The sequence below is a fragment of the Mucilaginibacter sp. JRF genome (assembly GCF_015223065.1).
GTDB lineage: Bacteria > Bacteroidota > Bacteroidia > Sphingobacteriales > Sphingobacteriaceae > Mucilaginibacter.
On the sequence record NZ_JADFBY010000002.1, the window covers coordinates 265,196 to 290,882 of the forward strand.

Here is a 25,687-nt window from a genome sequence, read left to right on the forward strand (position 1 = left end):
TTTGGTTTATAATGGCCCTGAAAAGAGAAAGAAGGGCTAATGCAAATTAGTAAAAAAAATATTACAACAGCATGATATTAAACTTTTTAAAAAGTTGTGAGCTGACTGTATCCTAACTTGAAAAACCGAATGTTTTAAGCTAAATATTGGTACTAACAGGATAATTTACGGGTTTTTGGTTACTGAAATTTATAACTATCTTAACCCACATATTAACTTACCTCAAAACAATTGTATGAAAGAAAACACTTCTTCCTCCGGAATGAAGCACGAACTTGGCCTGCTTGACGGCACCATGCTGGTTGCCGGCTCAATGATAGGGTCGGGTATTTTTATTGTAAGCGCCGATATTATACGTAACGTAGGCTCGGCAGGCTGGCTGATAGCCGTATGGCTGATAACCGGTTTCATGACGCTTACCGCCGCCGTAAGTTACGGTGAGCTGAGTGCCATGTTCCCTAAAGCGGGCGGGCAATATGTTTACCTTAAGGAAGCCTACAATAAGCTGATAGCTTTTTTATACGGATGGAGTTTTTTCGCGGTGATACAAACCGGTACTATCGCGGCGGTAGGGGTGGCATTCTCTAAGTTTTTTGCTTACCTGTGGCCCGCCGTAAGTGAGGATAATATTTTGTTCAGCTTTAATTACTGGGGCGATAAAACATTCAACTTTAGCGCCGCGCAGCTGGTATCTATAATACTCATCATACTGCTAACGTACATCAATACAAAGGGTGTAAAGGGCGGTAAAATGATACAAACCACCTTTACGCTTACCAAGCTGGTGAGCTTGTTCGGCCTGATCATTTTCGGTTTTATTATGGCCAAAGGCGATGTTTGGACCGCCAACTGGACCAACGCCTGGGATCTGCATAATTTGAATAAGGATGGCTCGACCGTAAGCCTCACCATGGCCGCCGGACTGGGTGCCATAGCGGCATCATTAGTGGGTTCTATTTTTAGCAGCGATGCCTGGAACAGCGTAACCTTTATTGCAGGCGAGATGAAAAACCCGCAACGCAATGTTGGTTTAAGTTTGTTTTTAGGTACGCTGATAGTGACCGTAATTTATGTATCGGCCAACCTGATGTATACCTCGGTACTGCCGCTGCATGAAATAGCCACGGCCGAAAAAGATCGTGTGGCGGTAGCCGCGTCAACCGTAATATTCGGCAATATTGGTACGGTGATCATCGCCCTCATGATCATGATCTCTACCTTTGGTTGTAATAACGGCTTAATTTTGGCCGGTGCCCGTGTGTATTATACTATGGCCAAGGATGGCCTGTTCTTCAAAAAAACGGGTACGCTCAATAAGTTCTCAGTGCCCGAGTATGGCCTGTGGCTGCAATGTGGTTTGGCTTGTATACTGTGTTTAAGTGGTACTTACGGTAACCTGCTGGATATGATATCGCTGGTGGTAGTAATATTCTACGTGCTTACCATCGTCGGCATATACATATTACGGGTAAAACGCCCCGATGCGCCTCGCCCATATAAGGCTTTTGGTTACCCGGTTTTGCCTGCTATTTATATTGTGATGGGTATAGCATTTTGCATATTGCTGTTGCGTTACAAGCCCGAATATTCATTACCCGGCCTTGTTATAGTTTTAATTGGCATACCTATCTACTATATTGCAAAGCGAAACATTAAAGAGGATGATGAGAAAACGGAGCTGGTTAGTTAGCTTTTTATTAGTTACAGGATACGCTCAAGCCCAAACGCTACAGCAGCAATTGCAAACGGCCTTTGGCAAACTACAGCAGGATAGTCAGTGCCGCTACGCATCGGTATCATTAACGGTACTGGATGCCAAAACCGGCGAGCAGGTATTTGCCGCCAACCCGAACATGGGGTTGGCCACGGCATCAACCTTAAAAACCATAACCTCGGTAACGGCTTTTAACCTATTAAGTGCCGATTACCAGTATCAAACTACCGTTGGCTATACCGGCAGCATTACACCCGATGGTACCCTGAACGGCAGCATTATTATTAAAGGCGGCGGCGACCCAACTCTGGGCAGCTGGCGCTGGAATACTACTAAAGAGAATTATATACTTAACCTGCTGGTTGCCACTATACAAAAGGCAGGTATCAAAAAAATAAACGGAGCCATTATTGGCGATGACAGTACCTACGGAACCCAGGCCGTGCCCGATGGCTGGATATGGCAGGATGTAGGCAATTACTACGGCGCGGGCATTAATGCCCTGTGCTGGCACGAAAACCAGTTTGATATTAAGCTGCGTACCGGCGCGGTAGGTTCGGCTATTACGGTTGACCGTACCGTGCCCCTGATGCCATACCTGAGCTTTAAAAGTGAACTCACCAATGCGCCTGCCGGTACCGGCGACAGGGCGTTTATCTATCTGCCCGTTGGTGGTAAGCTGATGTATCTGCGGGGCACTTACGCGGTTGATCAAAGCAAGAAAACGGTATCGGGCGCTATACCCGACCCAGCTTTTGACGTGGCCCTGCGATTGACCGATACCATGAACCGCCTCGGCCTAAAGGTAAGCGGAGAGCCGCAATCAACCTTAACACTGGCCGTGAAGGGCGAAACCACGCCCGCGATAGCTAAGCAGCTAACGGTTATTGAATCGCCGGAGTTGAGCAAGATCATTTACTGGCTCAACCAAAAAAGCCTTAACCTGTATGCCGAGCAGTTGCTGAAAACCATCGCCCTAAAGGCAGGTAAGGAACCAACAACGCCCAACGGCGTAACCGTATTGCAGGATTTTTGGAAAACCAAAGGCATCGACGTGAGAACGCTGAACATTTATGATGGCAGTGGACTTTCGCCGGGTAACAGGGTAACTACTTTGACTATGGCGCGTGTACTGCAATCGGCCAAAGGGCAGCCCTGGTACAAGTACTTTTATGAGAGCCTGCCTGTTTATAATGATATGAAGATGAAAAGCGGCAGCATTGCCGATGTGCTTGCTTATACCGGTTATCAAACCTATAAAGGCCGTGAACTATGCTTCTCCATCATTGTAAATAATTACAACGGCACTACCCGGGGCATTAAGGAAAAGATGTTCCGCGTGCTGGATGTAATGAAGTAGCCTTTATTTGAATTTAAGGATCACCTTTTTGCCCGAAATACTTTCGAGCAGGGGTTTAAATATAAGCTGGGCGTTATCGCGCGCTTTGCCGGTAATGTTCATCTTTTTGCTTTCGTCGAGTATCTTTTTCTCGGCTATCTTGTACACATCCTCCACCATATCGCGCGCGTTGCTCGGGAACCAGGCACCGGTAATATCATACACCTTTGATTGCTGATGATCTAACCTGGCATAGCAAATTTCAGGTTCGGGCAGGGTAACGGTAACGCTGTCTTTGCTTTGGATGATGTCCTCCTCCTTTACCTTGGTAAGGTCGATACAGGCGGTAACTTCGCCAACGGCTAAAAATAATACCTTTTCATCCGGCAAAAAAGTGTGCACTTCTTTCTTCTCCACAATATCTTTCATGGCGTATTTAACCAGTTCGAGTTTGCCCATGCTGGTTATTTTTTGCACCATTACCACCTGGCTTACCTCGGTTTTGGTTTCGGTAAACTGGCGTTTAATGTAAAGAAAAAGGAATACCAAAAAGCCAACGATAACCAAAGAGATTACCAGGCTGATAGATACACGACTACGGGTACTTGACATTTTTTTAATTTGTTTTAAACTAACGTGAATTCCGGAACGCGCTACCTATAGTACTTGTCATTTCGAACGAGGAACGAGGAGAAATCTATCGCTTTGCTGAGAACGCGTACAGATTTCTCGCTATCGCTCGAAATGACAAGGAGGTAAATCCTTATCCCGAACTTCTGTTAAACTAAAAGAGCAGACCTACATCTGCTCTCTTAGTTTAATTACGTTTTATAAGATTACGCGTAGGTTACACTCAGGCTGATAGGCACGCTCAAAGCTTTTGAGATGATACAGTTTGCTTTGGCACCTTCGGCAACTTCTTTAAATTGCTCCTCAGATACACCCTCAATAACCGAAGCTTTCAACTCAAGGTGAATGGCGGTAACTTCAAGCTTAACCATATCCAGCTCAAGGATAGCCTCAGTATTCAGATCGCCGGCGGTGATGCCTTGCTGGGTTAATGTAGCGCTAACCGCCATAGTGAAGCAGCCTGCATGCGCGGCAGCCAGCAATTCCTCAGGGTTAGTGCCCACACCACTTTCGAAACGGGTTTTAAATGAATATTGAGTTTGGCTAAGGGTGGTGCTTTGAGTGCTTAATTCGCCTTTACCTTCTTTTAAATTTCCGGCCCAGTGGGCGGTTGCTGTACGTTTCATAGTTATTGATTTATGTTTAGTTGTTTTGTAAAGTTATATATTTTGGTCGATGGTCCATAGTCCATTGTCGATGGTGTTTGTGTTAATTTTTTAGTCGATAGACCATAGTCCATGGTCCATGGAAGAATAGTCGATAGTCAATAGCGAAGGGCATTTCTTACCATGGACTATGGACCATCGACTATTAACCAATTACTCCCACTTCGCGCGCTCATATTGTACCGGCCATTGTATCTCCTGGTTGAGTTGGTGGGCGGCACGTAGGGGGAAGTGTGGGTCGCGTAATAGTTCGCGGGCTATGAATATCAGGTCGGCCTGGCCGGTTTCAACAATGGTATCGGCTTGTTGGGCATCGGTTATTAAGCCGACAGCGCCGGTAAGTATGCCGGTTTGTTTTTTGATGGCTTCGGCAAATTCAACCTGGTAACCCGGCTTAAGCGGAATGGTAGCCCGTGCTACGTTGCCACCTGTTGAGGTATCAATTACATCGACACCGGCATCTTTCAGTTTTTTGGCAAGAGCTACAGAATCATCAATGTTCCAGCCGCCCTCAGTCCAGTCGGTGGCCGATATGCGCACGAAAAGCGGCAAATTGGCAGGCCAAACTTCTTTCACGGCCTCAACCACCTCAAGCACCAGGCGGATGCGGTTCTCAAAGCTGCCGCCGTATTCATCCGTACGGTGATTGCTTAATGGCGAATAAAATTCGTGCAGCAGATAGCCGTGAGCGGCGTGTACTTCGGCCACCTTAAAACCGGCGGCTAATGATCTGGCGGCAGCGGCCTTAAAATCGGCCTTTATTTTTTCTATACCGGCTTTGTCCAGTTCGGCAGGGGCTGCGGTGGCCTCGGCAAATGGCAGGGCACTTGGCGCTACGGTAGGCCATCCGTTAGGCTGATCAGCGGGGATAAGCTTGCCGCCATCCCAGGGTTTATGATGACTGGCTTTACGGCCCGCATGTGCCAGTTGTATACCGGCTACGGCGCCTTGCTCATGTATAAAATCGGTTATTTCTTTTAGTTTTTCAATGTGTTCATCTTTCCAGATGCCCAGGTCGCCATAGGATATACGGCCTTCGGGCGATACCGCCGCGGCCTCACTGATCACTAAACCTGCACCACCAATGGCACGACTGCCCAGATGCACCAAATGCCAGTTGTTGGCAAAGCCATCGGTGCTTGAATACTCGCACATTGGCGATACGGCAATGCGGTTACGCAGGGTGACATCCTTAATGGTTATGGTTGAAAAAAGTTTGCTCATTTTTACTTGTTTTCAGCAAATATGAACACTCAAGTTTTGGTATTGTTCAGCGGATTGTAAAATGCAAAGCCGGATCATGGCAGTGATCCGGCTTTAAAAGTATAGTTTACTTAAGTTTGACCGATTGGGCTTACACCAAATACTCAAACAAGGTTTGATCGCGGTTTATTTCGATAACATCAAAACGGTGGGCGGCCATGCGTTGCAGCAGGGCAGGGTAGTCGTCGGCCGATTTTAGTTCGATACCTACCAACGCCGGGCCATTCTCCTTAGCGGTTTTTTTGATGAACTCGAAACGGGTAATATCATCGCCGGGGCCAAGCACATTGTTCACAAACAATTTAAGCGCGCCCGGGCGTTGCGGAAAGCGAACGATAAAGTAATGTTTCAAGCCTTCGTACAGCAGTGATTTCTCTTTGATCTCGGCCATGCGGTCAATATCATTGTTACCACCGCTGATGATGCACACCACTTTTTTACCTTTTATCTGCTCCTTGCACAAATCAAGCACGGCAACAGACAATGCACCGGCAGGCTCAACCACAATGGCATCCTCGTTATATAGTTTAAGGATGGTGGTACAAACCTTACCCTCGGGTACCAGCAGCATATCGTTCAATACCTCGCGGCAAATGCCGTAGGTTATGGCACCTACACGTTTAACGGCGGCACCGTCAACAAAACGATCTATCTGATCGAGCGTTACCGGCTCGTTATGGGCGAACGCGCCAACCATTGATGGGGCACCTTCGGGCTCAACGCCAATAAGCAGCACATCAGGGTTTTGTTGTTTTAAGTAAGTGCCCACACCAGCAGCCAAACCGCCGCCGCCAACAGGCATTATCACGGCCTCAACATCGGGTAGTTTATCCAGTATCTCAACGCCTACCGTACCCTGCCCCTCAATTACGCGGTGGGTATCAAACGGCGGAATGAACGTCATTTGGTTGGCTTCGGTATAGGCCAGTGCTTCGCGCAGGCAATCGTCAAACGTATCGCCGGTAAGCACTATCTCTACATTTTCGCCGCCAAACATTTGCGTTTGTTTTACCTTTTGCTTTGGAGTGATCTCGGGCATAAAGATTACGCCCTTGGTACCCAGCCTGCTGCACGAAAAGGCAACGCCCTGCGCATGGTTACCCGCGCTGGCACAAACCACGCCACGCCTTAGCTGATCGGCATTTAACTGGCTGATCATGTTATAAGCGCCGCGCAGTTTGTATGAGCGTACTACCTGTAGGTCTTCACGTTTCAGGTATATCTCACACTCGTATTTTGCCGACAGGCCGGCATTGTATTGCAGGGGCGTATGGTTAACCACCCCGTCAAGGCGTTGGTAGGCCTGTTCAAAATCAAGCAAATGTTCGGTTTCAGTACTCATCATTTATTATTTTACTAAACGATAAGCCATTAAACCTTGCAGGTCGATATCATTTATATCCAGTTTGCTGTCAGCCAGCGTTAAAAAACGTTTGTATGTATCAGCCAGTTCTTCTTTGTTAAGCTGGAAGCCTAAACGCTCCAGGTGGAATTTCAAGGCATGGCGACCACTACGGGCCGTAAGCACGATGCTCGCGCTCGGGAAGCCTACATCTTCCGGGCGGATGATCTCGTAATTCTCACGCATTTTCAGGAAACCATCCTGGTGTATACCCGAGCTGTGGGCAAAGGCGTTAGCGCCAACAATAGCTTTATTAGGCTGTACCGGCATGCGCATTTGTGTACTCACCATGCGGCTCATCTCATAAAACTTAGTGCTGTTAATGTTGGTATGCAAGCCTAAAGTTTGGTGCGTTTTCATGATCATTACCACTTCTTCAATAGAAGTATTACCCGCGCGCTCGCCAATGCCGTTTATGGTACCCTCAATTTGGCGGGCACCGTTTTGTAAACCGGCAATAGAGTTGGCTGTTGCCAAACCTAAGTCGTTATGGCAATGTACCGATATAATGGCCTGATCAATATTACGCACATTCTCTTTCAGGAAACGGATCTTACTGCCGTACTGGTCGGGCAGGCAATAGCCGTTGGTATCGGGTATATTTACCACCGTAGCACCGGCACCAATAACGGCCTCAACCATTTTGGCCAGGTACTCAATATCGGCACGACCGGCATCCTCGGCGTAAAACTCAATATCTTCAACAGATTTTTTGGCGTATTTAACGGCTTCAACGGCACGCTCCAGAATTTCTTCGCGGGTGCTGTTGAATTTATGCTTGATGTGCATATCGCTCGAGCCGATGCCTGTGTGTATACGTGGGCGTTTGGCATATTTAAGCGATTCGACCGCGGCATCTATATCGCCTTTGTTGGCACGGGTAAGTGCACATACGGTAGGTTCTTTTACGGCTTTTGATATTTCAACAACACTTTGAAAATCGCCGGGGCTCGAGATAGGGAAACCCGCTTCAATAACATCCACGCCGAGCGCTTCCAGTTCGCGTGCTATCTCAATTTTTTCGGGGGTTGTTAACTGGCAACCCGGTACCTGCTCGCCATCGCGCAGCGTGGTATCAAAGATGTAGACTCGGTTGGGATCGTGTAACATGTTCTTTTTTTTAGATGTGAGATATTAGATTTTAGATATGAGATAGCTGCATCCACACCAAAAAACCAATATCAATTTTATTTCTTTTTTATCTTATTTACCGTGAGATAGATCATCTCATATCTCACATCTTAATACTCAAATCTCCTTGACGGCTATAAACCTTAAACGCTTATAGTCGGCATACCATTGTCCGCCTTCGTTGTAGTGCGGTTCAAGCAGGGCGGTAACTTCCTGCAACATTTGTCGTTTTTCTTCTTCGGGCACACCCACCAGGTACAGTGGCGCAAACATGGTGATCCATTTAGCTACGCCCTGGTCGCCATCCTGCAATGGTGTTTTACGGTCAAAATGCGCCGCGAACGATACCCTGAAACCATGTGCCTCCAGCTTGGTGGTATATTCGCCAACAGACGGGAAATACCATATCTCGCTTTTAGCTTGCTTGTGGTAGCCGTGCTGTTGCAATACCTGTTTGGTTGCCGCTATAAGGTGCTGTACGTTGCCTTTGCCACCCATTTCGGCCACAAAACGGCCGCCGGGTTTAAGGCTTTTGTACACACAATCCATCATGGCATCGGCATTTTTTATCCAGTGCAAAACGGCATTGCTAAAAACAGCATCGTACTTTTCGGCAGACTTGAATTTAGTGGCATCCTCAACAGCGAAGTTAACACCGGGGTAGTTGGCCTTGGCCTGGCGTATCATATCCGCCGAGCTATCGGTACCCTTAACTATTACGCCCATATCATGCAGTTGTTGCGTGAGGTAGCCGGTACCGCAACCCAGATCGAGTATATGCTCGCCGGGTTGGGCATTCAACAATTCAAGCACATTCTCCCCGTATTGAAATACGAAGGCATGTTTCTGGTCGTATAATTCAGCGTTCCACTTCATAGTTTACTGATTGCACTGATTTTTTATATGATTTCACCGATTGCTGTTTGGTGATTTCATTGATCATTTCTTAATTCAATTATTATCTGGCACATGTACTCATCTGCACATTTGCATATCTGCACATCTATACCTACAAATATTCCAACACCTTTTGTCCCATGGCGGTGGTGCCTAATATTTTGGCTTTGTCGGTATTGGCATCGGCAATGTCGCCGGTGCGGTAGCCGTCTTTTAATACTTTATCGATAGCGTCAGTTATCTTTTTAGCTTCTTCTTTAAGGCCGAAGCTGATCTCGAACATCAACGCTACGGATAGGATAGAGGCCAGCGGATTAGCCTTGTCCTGCCCGGCAATGTCATGTGCCGAACCGTGGATAGGCTCAAAAAAGCCCGTGCCATCACCCACAGATGCCGATGCCAGCATGCCCATTGAACCCGCGATTTGCGAAGCCTCGTCGGTCAGGATATCACCAAAAAGGTTGGCGGTAAGTACCACATCAAACTTTTTAGGGTTTTTAACCAGTTGCATGGCGGCATTGTCAATAAACATGTGTTCTGTTTCAACATCGGGGTAGTTTTTGGCTACTTCCTGCACTACCTCACGCCACAGGCGCGAAGCCTCTAACACGTTGGCCTTATCAACCGAGCACAGGCGTTTACCACGAGCACTTGCAGCCTCGTAAGCCTTGGTGGCAATACGCTCCACCTCATAACGGTGATAGATCATCAAATCCGACGCGGTGTTGCGGTCGTCGCTGCGTTTTTTCTCGCCAAAGTAAACGTCGCCGGTCAACTCGCGGAAGAACAGGATATCCGTTCCCCTTAATATCTCCGGTTTCAGGCTCGATGCATCCAGCAACTCATCAAACAGCATGATGGGGCGCAGGTTGGCATACAGACCAAGCTCCTTGCGTATCTTCAACAACCCCTGCTCGGGGCGTACCTTTGCCGATGGATCGTTATCATATTTTATATGGCCAATGGCACCAAACAAAATGGCATCACTGGCTTTTGCTTTTTCTAAAGTTTCATCAGGCAGCGGGTTGCCGGTAGCCTCAATGGCCGCATGGCCCATCAGGGCTTCGTCAAACGTAAATTCATGTCCGCCTGCCGCGCCAACCTTTTCAAGTACCGCCTTACCCCAGGTTGTAACCTCCGGCCCAATGCCGTCGCCTGGTATTACTAAAATGTGTTTTTTCATTTGCCCCCTAACCCCCTAAAGGGGGAATAAGTGTTTAATATGTATGTTATAATTATTGAATCGGCTCTCCGGTTCCCCTTTAGGGGTTAGGGGCTTTTTCAAATTCCTCTACTGCTGCCCTGTTGCTCAGTATATAGTCAATATCATCGTAGCCGTTCATTAAACACGCTTTTTTGTACGGATTGATCTCGAAGCTTTCCTGCTCGCCGGTTGATGATATTTTGATAACCTGGTTTTCAAGGTCGATATCAACCACGGTGGTATGATCGGCAAAAACGGCGTCGAATATCTTTTTCAGGAAATCGTCGCTCACCTGTACCGGCAGCAAGCCGTTGTTAAGGGCGTTACCTTTAAAAATATCGGCAAAAAAGCTGCTTACCACGGCATCAAAACCATAATCAGATATGGCCCAGGCCGCATGCTCTCGACTACTGCCGCAACCAAAGTTTTTGCCCGCTACCAGCACCTTACCGCTGTAGGTAGGGTGGTTTAGTACAAAGTCCTCTTTCGGTTGATCGTTCTCGTCAAAGCGCCAATCGCGAAACAGGTTATTGCCAAAACCCTCGCGGGTAGTGGCCTTCAAAAAACGCGCGGGAATGATCTGATCCGTATCAATATTCTCGATAGGCAGAGGCACCACGCTGGTTTGTATATGTTTGAAAATTTTTGTCATCTTAAATCAGAATTTACTGAATTATAGAATTTGCTGAATGTATGTTGGTATTATATCGTGGATTGAAGATCAGTTTATATTGAAGACTGGTGCTTCCGAAATTGATAAGCAACCCGATCGGGAAATCGTAAGCGATAGTGTAATTCTTTGCTTGTGCTAAGTGCACATCTTCTAAATTTATTATCGCCTTTAATTCTACCGTTAGTTTATCCTCAATTATAAAATCTGCTCTCCTGGTACCTACATCAATACCTTTATAATAAATTGTTTGTTCCTGCTCCCTTACAAATGATATACCTGCGTTCAATAACTCAATAGCTAAACATCTTTGGTAAATAACTTCCTGAAAGCCGTTGCCCAAAGTATTATGCACCTGCATTGCGCATCCAATTATCTTATATGTAAGTTCATCACGTTGCATGAATTCTGTTAATCAACTAATTCTGCAAATTCTGATGCCGACAACATCTCCCTAATATCAGTAACCCTACCCGTAATAGCTGCTGCTGCGGCGGTTAGGGGGCTGGCTAAAAAGGTGCGGGAGTTTGGTCCCTGGCGGCCTTCAAAGTTGCGGTTTGAGGTTGATACGCAATATTTGCCTGACGGTATCTTGTCCTCGTTCATGCCCAGGCATGCGCTGCAACCCGGTTCGCGTAGCGGGAAACCTGCCGATTCGAATATCTTATCCAAACCTTCGGCTATGGCTTGCTGCTCCACTTGTTTTGAGCCGGGTACTACCCAAACCACTACGTTATCTGCCTTGTGTTTGCCTTTTACAAAGGCTGCCACCTGGCGCAGATCCTCAATGCGTGAGTTGGTACAGCTGCCGATGAATACGTAGTCGATAGGTTTGCCTAACAACTGCTCATCATCATGCAGACCCATATAGTCAAGGGCTTTTTTGTATGAGCCTTGTTCCTTTGGTTCAAAATCCTCAGTAGCCGGTACGTGTTGTGTAACACCAATGCCCATACCCGGGTTGGTACCGTAGGTTATCATAGGCTCAATATCTTCGGCCTTAAAGGTTAATACCGAATCGAACTTGGCATCCTCGTCAGAGTAAAGTGTTTGCCAGTAGGCAACGGCTTTATCCCATTCTTCGCCTTTAGGGGCAAATTCACGGCCTTTTACATAGTCGATAGTAGTTTGGTCGGGCGCTATTAAACCACCGCGCGCACCCATTTCGATGCTCATGTTACAGATGGTCATGCGGCCTTCCATGCTTAGCGAACGGATGGTATCGCCGGCATATTCAACAAAATAACCGGTACCGCCGGCAGCCGATATTTTGCTGATGATGTAAAGTATAATATCTTTTGCGCCCACGCCTTTTTGCAGGGTGCCGTTAACTTCAATTTTCATGCGTTTAGGGCGCGATTGCAGTAAGCACTGGGTGGCCAGTACCTGCTCAACCTGTGAGGTACCTATACCAAACGCTATCGACCCGAAGGCGCCGTGGGTAGAGGTATGGCTGTCGCCGCAAACATAAGTGCTGCCCGGGCGGGTTATGCCCAGTTCAGGGCCTATTACGTGCACAATGCCCTGGTATGGATGGCCGAGGCCATAAAGCTCAACGCCAAATTCGGCGCAGTTTTTTGTAAGCATATCCACCTGGTAGCGCGATAGCTCCTCCTTTATCGGCAGGTGCTGATCCCAAGTAGGTACGTTATGATCGGCCGTGGCAACGGTTTGCTTAGGCCTGAAAACAGGTAATCCACGCTTACGCAATCCGTCAAAAGCCTGCGGACTGGTAACCTCGTGGATGAAGTGTGTATCGATGTACAAAATATCCGGGAATCCCTCCTTGCTGCTAACAACGTGCGCATCCCAGATCTTATCAAATAATGTCTTTGCCATTTTTCTTTTTGTCCTATTGTATATGTAATGTGCGGTATCAGTCAGTTAGGTTGCGCATTACATGGTTAACTCGGTTATTGCTTTTGCAATATATCCCCCTTTGCATTGCAAAGGGGGATGAGTTATTTTGGCTTTCGCCTTTATGCTTTAAGCTTTCGCCTAATGTTACGCTTCTACTGCCTGGTTTTCAGGGCGAAGGCTGCGTACAGTTTTACCTGCCTGCCATAGTTCGCTGTCGCGTAGCTCGGCAAGTTCGGCGTTAAGTTTTTCGCGGTAATCAGGCTGGCTGTTTGAGTCGATAGAACGTTGTGACTCTTTGCCGGTAGCAACGCTGTTGTATAATTCTTCAAAAACAGGTTTAGTAGCGTCACGGAATTTCTTCCACCAGTCAAGCGCGCCACGTTGAGCGGTTGTTGAACAGTTGGCGTACATCCAGTCCATACCATTTTCAGCAACCAATGGCATTAATGATTGGGTTAACTCCTCAACAGTTTCGTTAAATGCCTCAGATGGAGTGTGGCCATTGCTGCGTAATACATCGTACTGTGCAGCGAAGATACCCTGAATACAACCCATTAAAGTACCACGCTCGCCGGTAAGGTCGCTGAATACTTCTTTCTTGAAATCAGTTTCGAACAGGTAACCGCTACCTACGGCAATACCAAGGGCGATAACACGATCCCATGCTTTACCGGTAGCATCCTGGAAGATAGCGAAGCTTGAGTTTAAGCCACGACCTTGCAGGAACATACGGCGCAGTGAAGTGCCTGAACCTTTAGGGGCAACCAGGAATACGTCAACATCAGCAGGAGGAATGATGCCAGTTTGCTCGTTAAAAGTGATACCGAAACCGTGAGAGAAATATAATGCCTTACCCGGAGTTAAGTGTTTTTTAACAGTTGGCCAAAGCTCAATTTGTGCTGCATCGCTAAGCAGGTAGCAAATGATAGTACCTTTTTCAAGGGCTTCTTCAATTTCAAACAGAGTTTCGCCGGGTACAAAGCCGTCGGCAATTGCTTTATCCCAGGTTTTTGAGTTTTTACGCTGACCAACAATTACGTTAATGCCATTGTCTTTTTGGTTTAAAGCCTGGCCCGGACCTTGAACACCGTAACCAATAACGGCTACAGTTTCGTTTTTAAGTACGTCCTGAGCTTTTGATAAAGGGAACTCCTCGCGGGTAACTACATTTTCTTCAGTACCGCCGAAATTTAATTTTGCCATGTTTTTTGTTTTTGTTGTGATCGCAACTATTCAGCGATCACCGTTTTTATTGTTTAGTTTGATTTTTTATAATTTCTTAATATTTCTTGAACCAGAATTTTTAGAATTTGAGAATGGACAGAATTTTTTAATTAACTGACAGTCATTCTTTTGTTCTGAACCAAAATTCTCAGAATTTAAGGATGAACAGAATTTATTGGATTGATATTCATTCTGTTAATTCTCAAATTTTGTAAATTCTGATCAAGGACAGATAGTTTACATCGTAAACACCTTTTGCCCCTGGTTTAAATATTCGTTCTCTATCACTTCTTCACCTGGTTCAAGGCGTTCAAATTCGCGCAGCTTGGCGTTAAAGCCTTCGCTATCCTTGATGATGGCTACACGAGCGCTGCGTACAAACTCTATTAGTCCGAAAGGCTGTAGAATTTTTATCAGCGACTCGGTTTCCTCACGGTGACCGGTGGTTTCAAACACCGTATAATCCTTGCGGATCACTACCGCGCGGGCACCATTTTCGCGTAATAAGCGCTCAACGCTAACCTGCTCGGCAATTACGTTGGTTGATACCTTGTAAAGCGCCATTTCCTGCCAAATCACATCAGCATTGGTATGATAGTATACTTTCAGTACTTCTACCTGCTTCTCTATCTGGCGGCACAGCTTACGTACCACATCTTCAGTTTCGTTTATCACGATGGTGAAGCGGTGTATACTGTCAATCTCTGACGGTGAAGTGTTCAGGCTGTCGATATTGATCTTACGGCGTGTAAATATAATAGCAATTCGGTTTAAAAGACCAATTTGGTTTTCGGTATATACCGTTATGTTAAATTCCTGTTTAGCCCCACCTAAATCCTCCCCTGTAGGGAGGACTTCTTTATTTTCATTTGATGTGTTTGTCATGATCTAAATTCTTTTGAAAGTTTTATCTCACCTCCCCTTCAGGGGAGGCCGGGAGGGGCATTATTTAAGCCTGATTTCAGATACGCTGCAACCTTGTGGTACCATCGGGAATACATTGTTCTCTTTGGTAACCATCACTTCCAGCAGGAATGAACCATCGTGGTTCAGCATTTGCTCTAATGCCGGGGTAAGCTCGCTGCGGTCGTTTACAGATTTGCCCGCGATGCCGTAACCGCTGGCCACGCGTACAAAATCAGGACTTTGAATATCAACAAACGAGTAACGACGCTCGTTAAACAACTCCTGCCATTGGCGTACCATGCCTAAAAAGCGATTATTCAGGATGATGATCTTCACGTTAACGCCGGTTTGCATAATGGTGCCCAGCTCCTGCAAGGTCATCTGGAAACCACCATCGCCAATAATGGCTACCACCGGGCGATCCTGCGCGCCGAATTTAGCGCCTATGGCAGCTGGCAGGGCAAAGCCCATAGTACCCAAACCACCACTGGTAACGTTGCTGCGGGTTTTGTTGAACTTAGCATAACGGCAGCCTACCATTTGGTGCTGGCCAACGTCGGTAACAATAACGGCATCGCCACCGGTAAGCTCATTCAGTACCCTGATCACTTCGCCCATCGTCATTTCTTCGGTTGTAGGGTTAAGTTCGTTATGGATAACGGCTTCAACTTCCTTTTGGGTAAAATCATTGAATTTTGCCAGCCATTCCGTGTGCGATTTTGCATCCACCAGTTCGGTAAGCAAAGGCAGGGTTTCCTTACAGTCGCCCCATACCGGTACGGTAGTTTGTACGTTCTTGTCTATCTCGGCCGGGTCAATATCCAGGTGGATAACCTTGGCTTGTTTGGCGTATTTATCTAAACGGCCGGTTACGCGGTCGTCAAAACGCATGCCTATGGCTATCAATACATCACACTCGTTGGTTAATACGTTAGGGCCATAGTTACCGTGCATACCCAGCATACCTACGTTCAGCGGGTGATCGGTAGGGATAGCGCCCACACCTAAAATGGTCCATGCTGATGGAATGCCTGCTTTCTCAATAAAAGCCTTGAATTCCTGCTCGGCACTGCCCAATATTACACCCTGACCAAACAACACAAATGGTTTTTTAGCCTGATTGATCAGCTCGGCAGCTTGCTCAACATATTGTTTACGCACAATAGGTTTTGGCCTGTAGCTGCGTATGTGGTTGCAGGCGGTATAACCTTCGTAATTGAATTTTTGTATTTGGGCATTCTTAGTAATATCTATCAATACCGGGCCTGGGCGACCGCTGCGGGCAATGTAAAATGCCTTGGCAATAACTTCCGGAATTTCGTTAGCGTCAGTTACCTGGTAGTTCCATTTGGTAACCGGGGTGGTGATGTTAATCACGTCGGTTTCCTGGAAAGCATCGGTACCTAACAGGTGCGCGAACACCTGGCCGGTAATGCAAACCAATGGTGTGCTGTCTATCTGCGCATCGGCCAGGCCGGTAACCAGGTTGGTAGCGCCCGGGCCGCTGGTAGCGAACACTACGCCAACCTTGCCCGATGTACGTGCATAACCCTGTCCGGCGTGAATACCGCCCTGTTCATGGCGCACCAGTACGTGGTTCAGTTTCTCGTTATAATCATACAAAGCATCATAAATAGGCATGATAGCCCCGCCCGGATACCCAAAAATGGTATCGGTACCCTCAGCTATCAAAGCCTCAAGCAATGCTACTGAACCCGAAACCTCTACAGTTTCTTTGGTTTTGGCTGGTGCAGGTATTTCCTGTTGTGCAACTTCCATGGTATTTTGTTTTATTTCGAATTTCGAATGTTCAATTTCGAATGTGATTCTCTTTGTTTTTTGTATTGAATTTGTCTTGAACCGGAATTTTCAGTCTTGAACCAGAATTTTCAGAATTTAAGAATAAACAGAATGAATGTTTTTATTTCAAATTAAATTCTGCCGATTCTCAAATTCTGAAAATTCTGGTTCAGAAAAATGGTTCAGACCCTTACTCATCCGTAACACAACCTTCGGCGGCTGTGCTTACTGATTTTGCGTATTTATATAGCAGCCCTTTTGTTGCCTTAAGCGCGGGTTGTTGCCATTGTGCCCTGCGGGCTGCAATTTCTTCGTCGCTTAGTTTTACGTTCATGGTATTGTTAACGGCATCAATTTCAATAATGTCATTATCTTTTACCATAGCTATCAGGCCCCCTTCAAAAGCTTCGGGGGTGATGTGGCCAACCACAAAACCATGTGTGCCGCCCGAGAAGCGTCCGTCGGTTATCAATGCTACCGAGCTGCCTAAGCCCGCGCCAAATATGGCCGATGTAGGCTTCAGCATTTCAGGCATACCGGGTGCGCCCTTTGGCCCAACGTTGCGGATCACCACCACATCACCCGATTTGACTCGTCCTGACATTATACCATCTATCAATTCAAATTCACCGTCGAACACGCGGGCAGGGCCTACAAAGCGCTCGCCTTCTTTACCGGTTATTTTGGCTACGCTGCCACCCTCGGCAATGTTACCGTACAATATTTGTAAGTGGCCGGTAGCCTTTATAGCCTGCTCAACCGGCAGCATCACCTTTTGGGTATCAAAATCCAGTTCAGGTACTTCGGCAAGGTTCTCGGCAAGGGTTTTGCCGGTTACAGTAAGGCATTCGCCATGTAACCAACCCAGTTTTAACAGGTATTTCATTACGGCAGGTATACCACCCACCTTGTGCAGATCCTCCATCATGTACTTACCGCTTGGCTTCATATCGGCCAATAGCGGGGTACGGTTGGTCAGTTCCTGAAAATCATCCTGTGTTAATTTTACGCCCACACTTTTCGCTATCGCGATAAGGTGTAATACAGCGTTTGTTGAGCCGCCCATTACCATAATGGTTATGATAGCGTTCTCAAAAGCCTTACGCGTCATGATGTCGCTTGGCTTAATATCTTTTTCAAGCAATACTTTGATGGCTTTACCGGCCGCAAGGCATTCCGCTTGTTTTTCTTCACTTAATGCCGGGTTTGATGATGAGTAAGGCAGGCTCATACCCATAGCCTCGATAGCCGCGGCCATAGTGTTGGCTGTATAGATACCACCGCAGGCACCCGCGCTTGGGCAGGCATTTTTAACTACGCCCATAAAGTCAACATCATCTATCTGGCCGGCTATCTTTTTACCAAGGGCCTCAAATGCCGATACAATGTTTAAGTCCTCACCCTTCCAGTGGCCGGGTTTAATGGTGCCACCGTATACCATGATTGATGGGCGGTTCAACCTGCCCATGGCTATCAGTGAGCCGGGCATGTTTTTATCGCAACCCGGCAGGGTGATCAAACCATCATAATACTGAGCGCCGCAAACAGCCTCAATCGAGTCAGCAATAACATCACGACTAACCAGCGAGTAGCGCATACCTTCGGTACCGTTGCTCATGCCGTCGCTCACACCAATGGTGTTAAATATCAGGCCAACAAGCTCCTCATCCCAAATACCTTTTTTAACAACCTGTGCCAAACCGTTAAGGTGCATGTTACATGGGTTGCCATCGTAACCCATACTTGCCACGCCTACCTGCGCTTTTTTCATATCATCGTCGGTAAGGCCAATGCCGTATAGCATGGCTTGTGCCGCCGGTTGGGTAGGGTCCTGGGTAAGGGTTTTGCTGTATTTGTTTAATTCAACAGCCTGTAAAGTATCTGTAGTATCGCTCATTATCTTTTATAATTTGTTACCGATGTAGATATAATTAATCGATATTGTTAAGGTAGAAAGACCTCTTTTTTAATGCAATAGCTTTTATGAAAATTTAAATTTGATATTATATTTTATTAATTATTTTATTTCAGAATTTAATTCTGATTAATTAATAAAATTAAGAATAATATATTTAGCATATTATACCAAAGTGTAAATTGGTATTCGGTATAAAATCTATGCTTGCATAATAAACTATTCAAATTCTGCCTGAAATGGTTAAAACCCGAAAAATAAGTGCAAAAAAAAGCCCCGGTAACAATTACCGGGGCTTTGGCTTATTCTTTTAAATTTTTAGTGTGAAATACCTTCGGCCAGTACGGTAACTTTATTATTAGCGGCTTCAACAACCCCGCCTTTAATAATAAAGGTTTCTTTTTGTACCGAACCACCGCGCACTATCAGTTTACCATCCTGAAGGATAGAAATAATAGGAGCGTGGTTATTAAGTATTTCAAAAGCACCCAGTATACCAGGTACGGTAACCGAAGCAGCCTCGCCCTCAAATACTGTTTTATCTGGTGTAAGAATTTCTAAAGTCATCTCTTTTATTGATGTGCAGATATGCTGATGTGCAAATATGCAGATGTTAATTGCTAATGAGTAAATATACAATATACAGTTATCCGCACATTGGCATATTTACTCATCTGCACATTATAATTAAGCGTTAGCCTCAGCTAACAGTTTTTTACCTTTTTCAATAGCGTCTTCAATGTTACCTACAAGGTTGAAGGCTGCTTCAGGGTATTCGTCAACTTCACCATCCATGATCATGTTGAAACCTTTGATAGTTTCTTTAATGTCAACCAGTACACCTTTTAAGCCGGTGAACTGCTCGGCAACGTGGAATGGCTGTGAAAGGAAACGCTGAACACGACGAGCGCGTGATACAACCAGTTTATCTTCTTCAGATAACTCATCCATACCTAAGATGGCGATGATATCCTGAAGTTCTTTGTAACGTTGCAGGGTTTCTTTAACGCGTTGAGCAGTGTTGTAATGCTCATCGCCAAGGATAGCCGGGCTAAGGATACGTGAGGTTGAATCCAGAGGGTCAACCGCAGGGTAGATACCTAACTCAGCAATTTTACGTGAAAGTACGGTAGTAGCATCCAAGTGGGCGAAGGTTGTGGCCGGCGCAGGGTCGGTCAAGTCATCCGCAGGTACATATACTGCCTGTACTGATGTAATTGAACCACGTTTGGTTGATGTGATACGCTCCTGCATCAAACCCATCTCGGTAGCAAGGGTTGGTTGGTAACCTACCGCTGATGGCATACGGCCTAATAGTGCCGATACCTCAGAGCCTGCCTGGGTGAAACGGAAGATGTTATCAATAAAGAACAGGATATCACGACCTTTACCACCTTCTTCGTCACCATCGCGGAAGTATTCGGCAATAGTTAAACCTGAAAGTGCCACACGTGCACGTGCACCCGGAGGTTCGTTCATCTGACCGAACACGAAGGTTGCTTTTGAATCCTTCAAAGCTTCGGCATCAACTTTAGTTAAGTCCCAGCCACCTTCTTCCATTGAGTGCATAAACTCATCACCATATTTTATAATGCCCGATTCAAGCATCTCACGTAAAAGGTCATTACCTTCACGGGTACGCTCGCCTACACCGGCAAATACTGATAAACCTGAATACGCTTTCGCGATATTGTTGATCAGCTCCTGGATCAATACGGTTTTACCTACACCGGCACCACCAAACAAACCAATTTTACCACCTTTAGCGTAAGGCTCCAGCAAATCGATAACCTTGATACCGGTAAACAGTACTTCGCTTTCGGTTGATAGATCTTCAAAACGAGGAGGCTGGTTGTGTATAGCACGACCGTTTGTTTTGTCAAGAGCGGCAATACCGTCGATTGGATCGCCTACTACGTTAAATACACGGCCTTTGATAGCTTCGCCAACAGGCATTTTAATACCTGAGCCTAAATCTGTAACAGGCATACCGCGTAATAAACCGTCGGTTGAGTCCATAGCTATGGCACGTACCCTGTCTTCGCCAAGGTGTTGCTGTACCTCAAGCACAATTTTCTGACCGTTTTGTTTAGTGATCTCTAAAGCGCTGTAAATTTTAGGAAGAGTGCCTTCGCTAAAGCTTACGTCAACTACGGGACCGATGATCCGCGATATTTTTCCAGTGTTTGGCATATTATAACCTGATATTAAAATATTATAGTGTGTTGTATAGCATCCCTTTAACAGTATACTATTCGGAGCGCAAAGTTATGATTTATAACGAAATATTTATACCGTGTTAATAAGATTTTTCGATGTTGATTACAGGCACTTAGCAGAATGTGTAGTGAGTGTGTAGTGGGGGGATTAGTCTATGGTCGATAGACCATAGTCCATGGTAAGAGTGATGATGTATAATATGTTTATAAAAATACCATACACTATCAACCATGGGCTATGGTCTATCGACCATCGACTATCGACTATGGACCATGAACCATCGACCCAAATAAAATCTCTACCAAACTGCTCAACAATTTTCAATTTTGCTATCTTAGCGGGCTTTAGAGATAATGATGAACAAATTCTTCGGAACAGGGGTTGCAATGGTCACTCCTTTTCAGCCAGACGGACAGGTGGACTTCGACGGGTTAAACAACCTGATCGAGCATTTAATTGACGGCGGGGTAGAATACCTTGTTGTTTTAGGTACAACCGGCGAAAGCGCCACACTGAGCAAGGACGAGAAGAAGAAGATATTTAAATTTGTTGCCGAAAAAGCAAACGGCCTTGTGCCATTGGTTGCCGGTATTGGCGGTAATGATACCCTTGAGGTTGTTGAGCTGGTAAAAGCTTTTGACGCTACCGGCTATGATGCTATACTATCAGTAAGCCCTTATTATAACAAGCCTACGCAGGAGGGCATCTATCAGCACTATAAAGCTGTTGCCGAAGCCGCGCCGCTACCTATAATATTATATAACGTACCGGGCCGTACCGGCAGTAACATAGCTGCCGAAACAACCATACGCCTGGCTAATGATTTTAAGAACATCATTGGTATTAAAGAGGCTGCGGGTAATTTTGATCAGTTTAACCAGATACTGCGCGATATGCCCGAGGGTTTCCTGTTCATATCAGGTGATGATCCGGTAACGTTGCCGCTGATCGCTTTGGGTGGTGCAGGTTTAATATCAGTGGTAGGTAATGCCCTGCCACGTGAGCTTACCGATATGGTACGCCAATGCCTTGCCGGTGATTTTAAAACCGCCCGCAAAGCACACTTTGATTTGATTGAGTTTACCCGCCTGATGTTTGTTGAAGGCAACCCGGCCGGTGTAAAAGCCGCATTAAAACATTTAGGTGTTTGTGCCGATACCCTGCGCCTGCCATTAGTGCCTGTTAGCCCCGCTACGGAGCAGGCTATCATCAGCGAGATAAAAAAGATAAAAGCATAAAAAACAGAAAAACCGGCTTCGGCCGGTTTTTAATTGGTCAGTGCTTTAGAAGATCCTAATACTTACTCTTTGTTTTTGGTGTCCTGAACTTCCAGACGGATAGTTTGGGCTAAGTTTTTAAGATCCTGCAAACCTTTGCGTAAACGGGTGCCCGCCGCGCTATTGCCTTTACTGTAAAATTTTTCGGCATCAGTCTCCAGCGAAGACACGAGCTCTTTCAGTTCGCTAAATTTTTTCATTTTAGGTTACTCCTTTTAAAATTGATTGAGTTTAATTGTTTTACTGAGGCTAATCTAAAATTGTTTTTATTTAAAAAGAAATTTTACACATCAAAATCTAATATCAAAAGCCTTATTTTTTCCACATTTTGGCTGATTGACAGTTATTTAGACTGTTTCTGTCTAAATAGGTAACATAACATGGGTTTAACCTGCTATTTACATACCCACTTTTGGGTATATTTTTTTGAGGCGATTTTTAGTCACAAAAAAAAGCCTCTGCGGGGTGCAGAGGCCTGAATTATGTTTTGGGAATTGTTAATCTACATTATCATGTAAAAACGAGTTGTTGTTCCTGATCTCGGTTTTACCTTCATCATCAGGTAACAACGAGAAACGCGATATCTGGCTCTCGTTTGATGCAGGTGTTTGCTGTAAGGCTATCTCCTTGCGTTTGTAGGCCGGTACGTTCTCCATCTCCTGTAAGTTGCCTGAGCGTAGTTTCATACTCAGATCCTTCAACCTCATAATTCGCTCGCGCGATTTACGCAGTTGCTCCTCCATTGATTCCTCGGTCTTGTCATCGTCAGCACCGGCAACAGGTTCCGGGGTTGGTTCCGGCTCGGGTTGTACAGGCTCAACGGCATGGTATTGCATTACCGATTCTGTTACCTTAAAGGTAAAGTCGGTAGCTTCAGGCTCGGCGGCAGCTTTAGGCTCCTCCGGCGTAAGCTGATGCCTAACAACAGGGGCTCCGGCTTCTTCGGCATTACGGGCAGCGAACAGATCGAACAAACCGGTTTGCTTAGGTTCTTCCTTAGCTTTCATGTATGGCTCGGCAACAGCATCTGGCTGAACCGGGGTAATGAACTCATTAACCGGTTTAACCATTGGCGCATCTTCAGGTATCAGCATCGAAACTACTTTCTTGTTGCTGATCTCTTTCTCGCGCTCATCCTTGGTTTGGAAACCTGTAGCTATAATAGTAACCGATATTTTGTCACCTAAATTCTCGTCGCGGCAATTACCCCAAATCAGGTCGGCGGCAAGGCCTGCTTCTTCCTGTATGTAATCGGTAATTACGCTTACTTCATCCATAGTTACCTCTTTATCGCCCGAGGTAATGTTTAACAGGATGTAGCGTGCACCCTCAATTTCGTTATCCTTTAACAGTGGCGATGCCAAAGCACCTTCAACCGCTTTTAGGGCACGGTTTTCGCCATCGGCAGAACTGCTACCCATTATGGCTACGCCGCTATCCTTCATTACAGTGCGCACATCCTTAAAGTCAACGTTGATATAGCCCGGCAGGGTAATGATCTCGGCAATGCCTTTGGCGGCAGTGGTCAAAATATTATCAGCCTGGCCAAATGCCGAACCCAGGGTAAGATTGCCAAATATCTGGCGTAACCTGTCGTTCGAGATCACCAGGTACGAGTCAACATATTTTTTCAGTTCTTCCAAACCTTCCTCGGCCTGCATTTTACGGCGTTTGCCTTCAAACGAGAACGGGGTGGTTATGATACCTACGGTAAGTATATCCAATTCGCGGGCTGCTTTGGCAATGATAGGGCTTGCGCCTGTACCGGTGCCACCACCCATACCCGCTGTAATAAACAGCATTTTGGTATTGGTGCCAAGCATCTGCTTTATATCGTCAATATTTTCGATAGCTGAGTTTTTGCCAACTTCGGGTATCGAACCTGCGCCCATACCTTCGGTAAGGCTGGCACCTAACTGTACTTTATTGGGGATAGGGCTAAGCTCTAAAGCTTGTGCATCGGTGTTACAAATAATGAAATCAACACCGGTAATTCCCTGCCTGTACATGTGGTTTACAGCGTTGCCACCACCACCGCCAACACCAATAACCTTGATGATTGACGATTTTTCTTTTAACATCTCAAACTGCATATCTCTTTGTTTCAGCTAAATGTATTTTGACGATCAGTCAGAATTCTCTATCGTAATATTATAACTTTTTCCACAATGTTTTTCCACAATTGTCGATATTGTGGAAAAGTTTTCGTTTGTGAATAATTACTTCAGGAAGTCCTCATCCTTGATGTCATCCTTAATAAACTTTTTACCGCTCTCTAATATTTTACTCAGTAAGCCGTATTTTTTCTCCTCGCCGGTGTATTTAACCTTCTCAGGTTTTGCTACGGCAGGGGCGGTAAGCGTAAGCGTATCATACTCCATTTTCTGGATGCCTTTTATCAGCAGGCCTATACCTGTGGCAAAGGTCGGGCTTTGCAGCTCCTCGTAAATGCCTTTTGGTAAAACCTCGTTTTTGGCCAGGTGCTCATTAGGGTAACCCACGCGGCAATCCAGGCCGGTTACATATTCAACAAGTTGGGTAAGGTGTTTAAGCTGCGCGCCGCCACCGGTTATAACTATACCGGCAATCAGTTTCTTCTCGTAGCCTGATGATTTGATCTCGTAGTACACATGCTCAATGATCTCCTCCATACGAGCCTGAATAACGAATGCCAGATTTTTAACCGATATCTCCTTCGGTTCACGACCGCGCAAACCCGGTACGCAAACTATCTCGTTCTCCTTGTTCTCATCAGCCAGGGCCGAGCCGAAACGTACTTTCAACTGCTCGGCGATGTTGCGCATTACTGAACAGCCCTCGCGAATATCCTCAGTTACACTATTACCGCCAAATGGAATAACGGCTGTGTGACGGATAATACCTTCGTGAAAGATGGCCACATCAGTAGTACCACCACCAATATCAACCAATACCACACCGGCTTCTTTTTCCTCATCGCTTAATACCGACTCTGACGAGGCCAGCGGCTCCAGTATCAGCTCAGAACTTTCCAGGTGTGCCTTGTTAACACATTTTACTATGTTTTTGATAGCGGTAACTTGACCGGAAATAATATGGAAGTTAGCCTCCAAACGCACGCCTGCCATCCCGATAGGATCTTTAATGCCCGGCTCGTTATCAACAGTAAACTCCTGCGGCAATACATGGATGATCTCCTCGCCCGGGGGCATCACCAGGTTGTACATATCCTCGATCAGCTTATCAATATCCTTGCGGGATATTTCGCTTTGCAGATCGCGACGGGTTATCAAACCACGGTGCTGCAAGCTTTTGATATGCTGACCGGCAATACCCACGTTCACTACCTTTATTTCAACATTTGATTGTGTACCGGCAACATCAACAGATTGTGAAATGCCCTGCACGGTTTTATCAATGTTTGACACCATACCACGGGTAACACCGGCCGATTCCGCCTTGCCTATACCCAATACCTCTATCTTCCCGTTCTTGCTGCGGCGGCCAACAATGGCGCATATTTTTGTAGTCCCGATATCCAACCCTACAATGATCGGCGAACTTTTTTCTTGTGATAAACCCTTGTCCATT

Annotated in this window: 22 protein-coding genes; 3 read left to right on the forward strand and 19 right to left on the reverse strand. The window is 46.0% G+C overall.

The features are described from left to right. Nucleotides 1-235 precede the first annotated feature (235 nt). The gene (locus IM792_RS06570; RefSeq protein WP_194101040.1) at nt 236-1,690 is read left to right on the forward strand and encodes an amino acid permease; all 1,455 of its coding nucleotides are present in this window, start codon (nt 236-238) and stop codon (nt 1,688-1,690) included. Continuing rightward, on the forward strand, nt 1,662-3,074 hold the full coding sequence (gene dacB, locus IM792_RS06575) for a D-alanyl-D-alanine carboxypeptidase/D-alanyl-D-alanine-endopeptidase (RefSeq protein WP_194101041.1): 1,413 nt from the start codon (nt 1,662-1,664) through the stop codon (nt 3,072-3,074). The genes IM792_RS06570 and dacB overlap by 29 nt, the downstream gene beginning before the upstream one ends. Nucleotides 3,075-3,077: 3 nt before the next feature. On the opposite strand, the gene IM792_RS06580 is transcribed toward dacB, so the two are convergent. From IM792_RS06580 to atpD, 16 genes are all read right to left on the reverse strand, one after another. Further along, nucleotides 3,078-3,665: a DUF4230 domain-containing protein gene (locus tag IM792_RS06580; RefSeq protein WP_194101042.1), complete on the reverse strand. Its 588-nt coding sequence runs from the start codon at nt 3,663-3,665 to the stop codon at nt 3,078-3,080. 224 nt (nt 3,666-3,889) lie between these two features. Continuing rightward, nucleotides 3,890-4,309 carry an OsmC family peroxiredoxin gene (locus IM792_RS06585; protein ID WP_194101043.1) on the reverse strand — a complete coding sequence of 140 codons (420 nt, stop codon included), beginning with the start codon at nt 4,307-4,309 and terminating at the stop codon, nt 3,890-3,892. A gap of 192 nt (nt 4,310-4,501) precedes the next feature. Continuing rightward, nucleotides 4,502-5,572 (reverse strand): NADPH dehydrogenase NamA, encoded by a 1,071-nt coding sequence (gene namA, locus IM792_RS06590; protein WP_194101044.1) that lies wholly within the window; start codon nt 5,570-5,572, stop codon nt 4,502-4,504. Nucleotides 5,573-5,702: 130 nt separating this feature from the next. Beyond that, nucleotides 5,703-6,953 (reverse strand): threonine ammonia-lyase IlvA, encoded by a 1,251-nt coding sequence (gene ilvA / locus IM792_RS06595; RefSeq protein ID WP_194101423.1) that lies wholly within the window; start codon nt 6,951-6,953, stop codon nt 5,703-5,705. 6 nt (nt 6,954-6,959) lie between these two features. Then, nucleotides 6,960-8,123, reverse strand: coding sequence for a 2-isopropylmalate synthase (locus tag IM792_RS06600; RefSeq protein ID WP_194101045.1), 1,164 nt, complete (start codon nt 8,121-8,123; stop codon nt 6,960-6,962). Between the two features lie 138 nt (nt 8,124-8,261). Further along, on the reverse strand, nt 8,262-9,020 hold the full coding sequence (locus tag IM792_RS06605; RefSeq protein ID WP_194101046.1) for a methyltransferase domain-containing protein: 759 nt from the start codon (nt 9,018-9,020) through the stop codon (nt 8,262-8,264). Between the two features lie 133 nt (nt 9,021-9,153). Then, a complete protein-coding gene (gene leuB / locus IM792_RS06610) occupies nt 9,154-10,224 on the reverse strand; it encodes a 3-isopropylmalate dehydrogenase (RefSeq protein WP_194101047.1) in 1,071 nt (356 codons plus the stop codon). Nucleotides 10,225-10,303: 79 nt separating this feature from the next. Continuing rightward, on the reverse strand, nt 10,304-10,897 hold the full coding sequence (gene leuD / locus IM792_RS06615; RefSeq protein WP_194101048.1) for a 3-isopropylmalate dehydratase small subunit: 594 nt from the start codon (nt 10,895-10,897) through the stop codon (nt 10,304-10,306). A 13-nt stretch (nt 10,898-10,910) separates the two neighbouring features. Then, complete coding sequence (locus tag IM792_RS06620) at nt 10,911-11,318, reverse strand: GxxExxY protein (RefSeq protein ID WP_194101049.1); 408 nt, start codon at nt 11,316-11,318, stop codon at nt 10,911-10,913. 8 nt (nt 11,319-11,326) lie between these two features. Further along, on the reverse strand, nt 11,327-12,754 hold the full coding sequence (gene leuC, locus IM792_RS06625) for a 3-isopropylmalate dehydratase large subunit (RefSeq protein WP_194101050.1): 1,428 nt from the start codon (nt 12,752-12,754) through the stop codon (nt 11,327-11,329). A 165-nt stretch (nt 12,755-12,919) separates the two neighbouring features. Next, nucleotides 12,920-13,978, reverse strand: a complete 1,059-nt coding sequence (gene ilvC, locus IM792_RS06630) for a ketol-acid reductoisomerase (RefSeq protein ID WP_194101051.1) — start codon at nt 13,976-13,978, stop codon at nt 12,920-12,922. Between the two features lie 258 nt (nt 13,979-14,236). Beyond that, nucleotides 14,237-14,884, reverse strand: a complete 648-nt coding sequence (ilvN, locus tag IM792_RS06635) for an acetolactate synthase small subunit (protein ID WP_228084967.1) — start codon at nt 14,882-14,884, stop codon at nt 14,237-14,239. Between the two features lie 60 nt (nt 14,885-14,944). Beyond that, nucleotides 14,945-16,684, reverse strand: a complete 1,740-nt coding sequence (gene ilvB, locus IM792_RS06640; RefSeq protein WP_194101052.1) for a biosynthetic-type acetolactate synthase large subunit — start codon at nt 16,682-16,684, stop codon at nt 14,945-14,947. A gap of 211 nt (nt 16,685-16,895) precedes the next feature. Next, nucleotides 16,896-18,602: a dihydroxy-acid dehydratase gene (gene ilvD, locus IM792_RS06645; protein ID WP_194101053.1), complete on the reverse strand. Its 1,707-nt coding sequence runs from the start codon at nt 18,600-18,602 to the stop codon at nt 16,896-16,898. 336 nt (nt 18,603-18,938) lie between these two features. Beyond that, a complete protein-coding gene (gene atpC, locus IM792_RS06650) occupies nt 18,939-19,187 on the reverse strand; it encodes an ATP synthase F1 subunit epsilon (protein ID WP_194101054.1) in 249 nt (82 codons plus the stop codon). 120 nt (nt 19,188-19,307) lie between these two features. Next, a complete protein-coding gene (atpD, locus tag IM792_RS06655; RefSeq protein WP_194101055.1) occupies nt 19,308-20,813 on the reverse strand; it encodes a F0F1 ATP synthase subunit beta in 1,506 nt (501 codons plus the stop codon). 383 nt (nt 20,814-21,196) lie between these two features. Here atpD and dapA point away from each other — a divergent pair, with 383 nt between their 5' ends. Further along, complete coding sequence (gene dapA / locus IM792_RS06660; RefSeq protein ID WP_194101425.1) at nt 21,197-22,078, forward strand: 4-hydroxy-tetrahydrodipicolinate synthase; 882 nt, start codon at nt 21,197-21,199, stop codon at nt 22,076-22,078. 62 nt (nt 22,079-22,140) lie between these two features. On the opposite strand, the gene IM792_RS06665 is transcribed toward dapA, so the two are convergent. The 3 genes from IM792_RS06665 to ftsA all read right to left on the reverse strand — a co-directional run bounded on the left by IM792_RS06665 (nt 22,141) and on the right by ftsA (nt 25,686). After that, the gene (locus IM792_RS06665; RefSeq protein ID WP_194101056.1) at nt 22,141-22,317 is read right to left on the reverse strand and encodes a histone H1; all 177 of its coding nucleotides are present in this window, start codon (nt 22,315-22,317) and stop codon (nt 22,141-22,143) included. 297 nt (nt 22,318-22,614) lie between these two features. Continuing rightward, nucleotides 22,615-24,210: a cell division protein FtsZ gene (gene ftsZ, locus IM792_RS06670; protein WP_194101057.1), complete on the reverse strand. Its 1,596-nt coding sequence runs from the start codon at nt 24,208-24,210 to the stop codon at nt 22,615-22,617. Nucleotides 24,211-24,336: 126 nt separating this feature from the next. After that, complete coding sequence (gene ftsA / locus IM792_RS06675; protein WP_194101059.1) at nt 24,337-25,686, reverse strand: cell division protein FtsA; 1,350 nt, start codon at nt 25,684-25,686, stop codon at nt 24,337-24,339. Nucleotide 25,687: the final 1 nt, after the last annotated feature.

What these genes read in the sequence shown, in the direction of transcription:
- IM792_RS06570 (WP_194101040.1), top strand. Translation starts at nt 236, where the DNA reads ATGAAAGAAAACACTTCTTCCTCCGGAATGAAGCACGAACTTGGCCTG.
- dacB (WP_194101041.1), top strand. Translation starts at nt 1,662, where the DNA reads ATGATGAGAAAACGGAGCTGGTTAGTTAGCTTTTTATTAGTTACAGGA.
- IM792_RS06580 (WP_194101042.1), bottom strand. Translation starts at nt 3,665, where the DNA reads ATGTCAAGTACCCGTAGTCGTGTATCTATCAGCCTGGTAATCTCTTTG.
- IM792_RS06585 (WP_194101043.1), bottom strand. Translation starts at nt 4,309, where the DNA reads ATGAAACGTACAGCAACCGCCCACTGGGCCGGAAATTTAAAAGAAGGT.
- namA (WP_194101044.1), bottom strand. Translation starts at nt 5,572, where the DNA reads ATGAGCAAACTTTTTTCAACCATAACCATTAAGGATGTCACCCTGCGT.
- ilvA (WP_194101423.1), bottom strand. Translation starts at nt 6,953, where the DNA reads ATGAGTACTGAAACCGAACATTTGCTTGATTTTGAACAGGCCTACCAA.
- IM792_RS06600 (WP_194101045.1), bottom strand. Translation starts at nt 8,123, where the DNA reads ATGTTACACGATCCCAACCGAGTCTACATCTTTGATACCACGCTGCGC.
- IM792_RS06605 (WP_194101046.1), bottom strand. Translation starts at nt 9,020, where the DNA reads ATGAAGTGGAACGCTGAATTATACGACCAGAAACATGCCTTCGTATTT.
- leuB (WP_194101047.1), bottom strand. Translation starts at nt 10,224, where the DNA reads ATGAAAAAACACATTTTAGTAATACCAGGCGACGGCATTGGGCCGGAG.
- leuD (WP_194101048.1), bottom strand. Translation starts at nt 10,897, where the DNA reads ATGACAAAAATTTTCAAACATATACAAACCAGCGTGGTGCCTCTGCCT.
- IM792_RS06620 (WP_194101049.1), bottom strand. Translation starts at nt 11,318, where the DNA reads ATGCAACGTGATGAACTTACATATAAGATAATTGGATGCGCAATGCAG.
- leuC (WP_194101050.1), bottom strand. Translation starts at nt 12,754, where the DNA reads ATGGCAAAGACATTATTTGATAAGATCTGGGATGCGCACGTTGTTAGC.
- ilvC (WP_194101051.1), bottom strand. Translation starts at nt 13,978, where the DNA reads ATGGCAAAATTAAATTTCGGCGGTACTGAAGAAAATGTAGTTACCCGC.
- ilvN (WP_228084967.1), bottom strand. Translation starts at nt 14,884, where the DNA reads ATGACAAACACATCAAATGAAAATAAAGAAGTCCTCCCTACAGGGGAG.
- ilvB (WP_194101052.1), bottom strand. Translation starts at nt 16,684, where the DNA reads ATGGAAGTTGCACAACAGGAAATACCTGCACCAGCCAAAACCAAAGAA.
- ilvD (WP_194101053.1), bottom strand. Translation starts at nt 18,602, where the DNA reads ATGAGCGATACTACAGATACTTTACAGGCTGTTGAATTAAACAAATAC.
- atpC (WP_194101054.1), bottom strand. Translation starts at nt 19,187, where the DNA reads ATGACTTTAGAAATTCTTACACCAGATAAAACAGTATTTGAGGGCGAG.
- atpD (WP_194101055.1), bottom strand. Translation starts at nt 20,813, where the DNA reads ATGCCAAACACTGGAAAAATATCGCGGATCATCGGTCCCGTAGTTGAC.
- dapA (WP_194101425.1), top strand. Translation starts at nt 21,197, where the DNA reads ATGAACAAATTCTTCGGAACAGGGGTTGCAATGGTCACTCCTTTTCAG.
- IM792_RS06665 (WP_194101056.1), bottom strand. Translation starts at nt 22,317, where the DNA reads ATGAAAAAATTTAGCGAACTGAAAGAGCTCGTGTCTTCGCTGGAGACT.
- ftsZ (WP_194101057.1), bottom strand. Translation starts at nt 24,210, where the DNA reads ATGCAGTTTGAGATGTTAAAAGAAAAATCGTCAATCATCAAGGTTATT.
- ftsA (WP_194101059.1), bottom strand. Translation starts at nt 25,686, where the DNA reads ATGGACAAGGGTTTATCACAAGAAAAAAGTTCGCCGATCATTGTAGGG.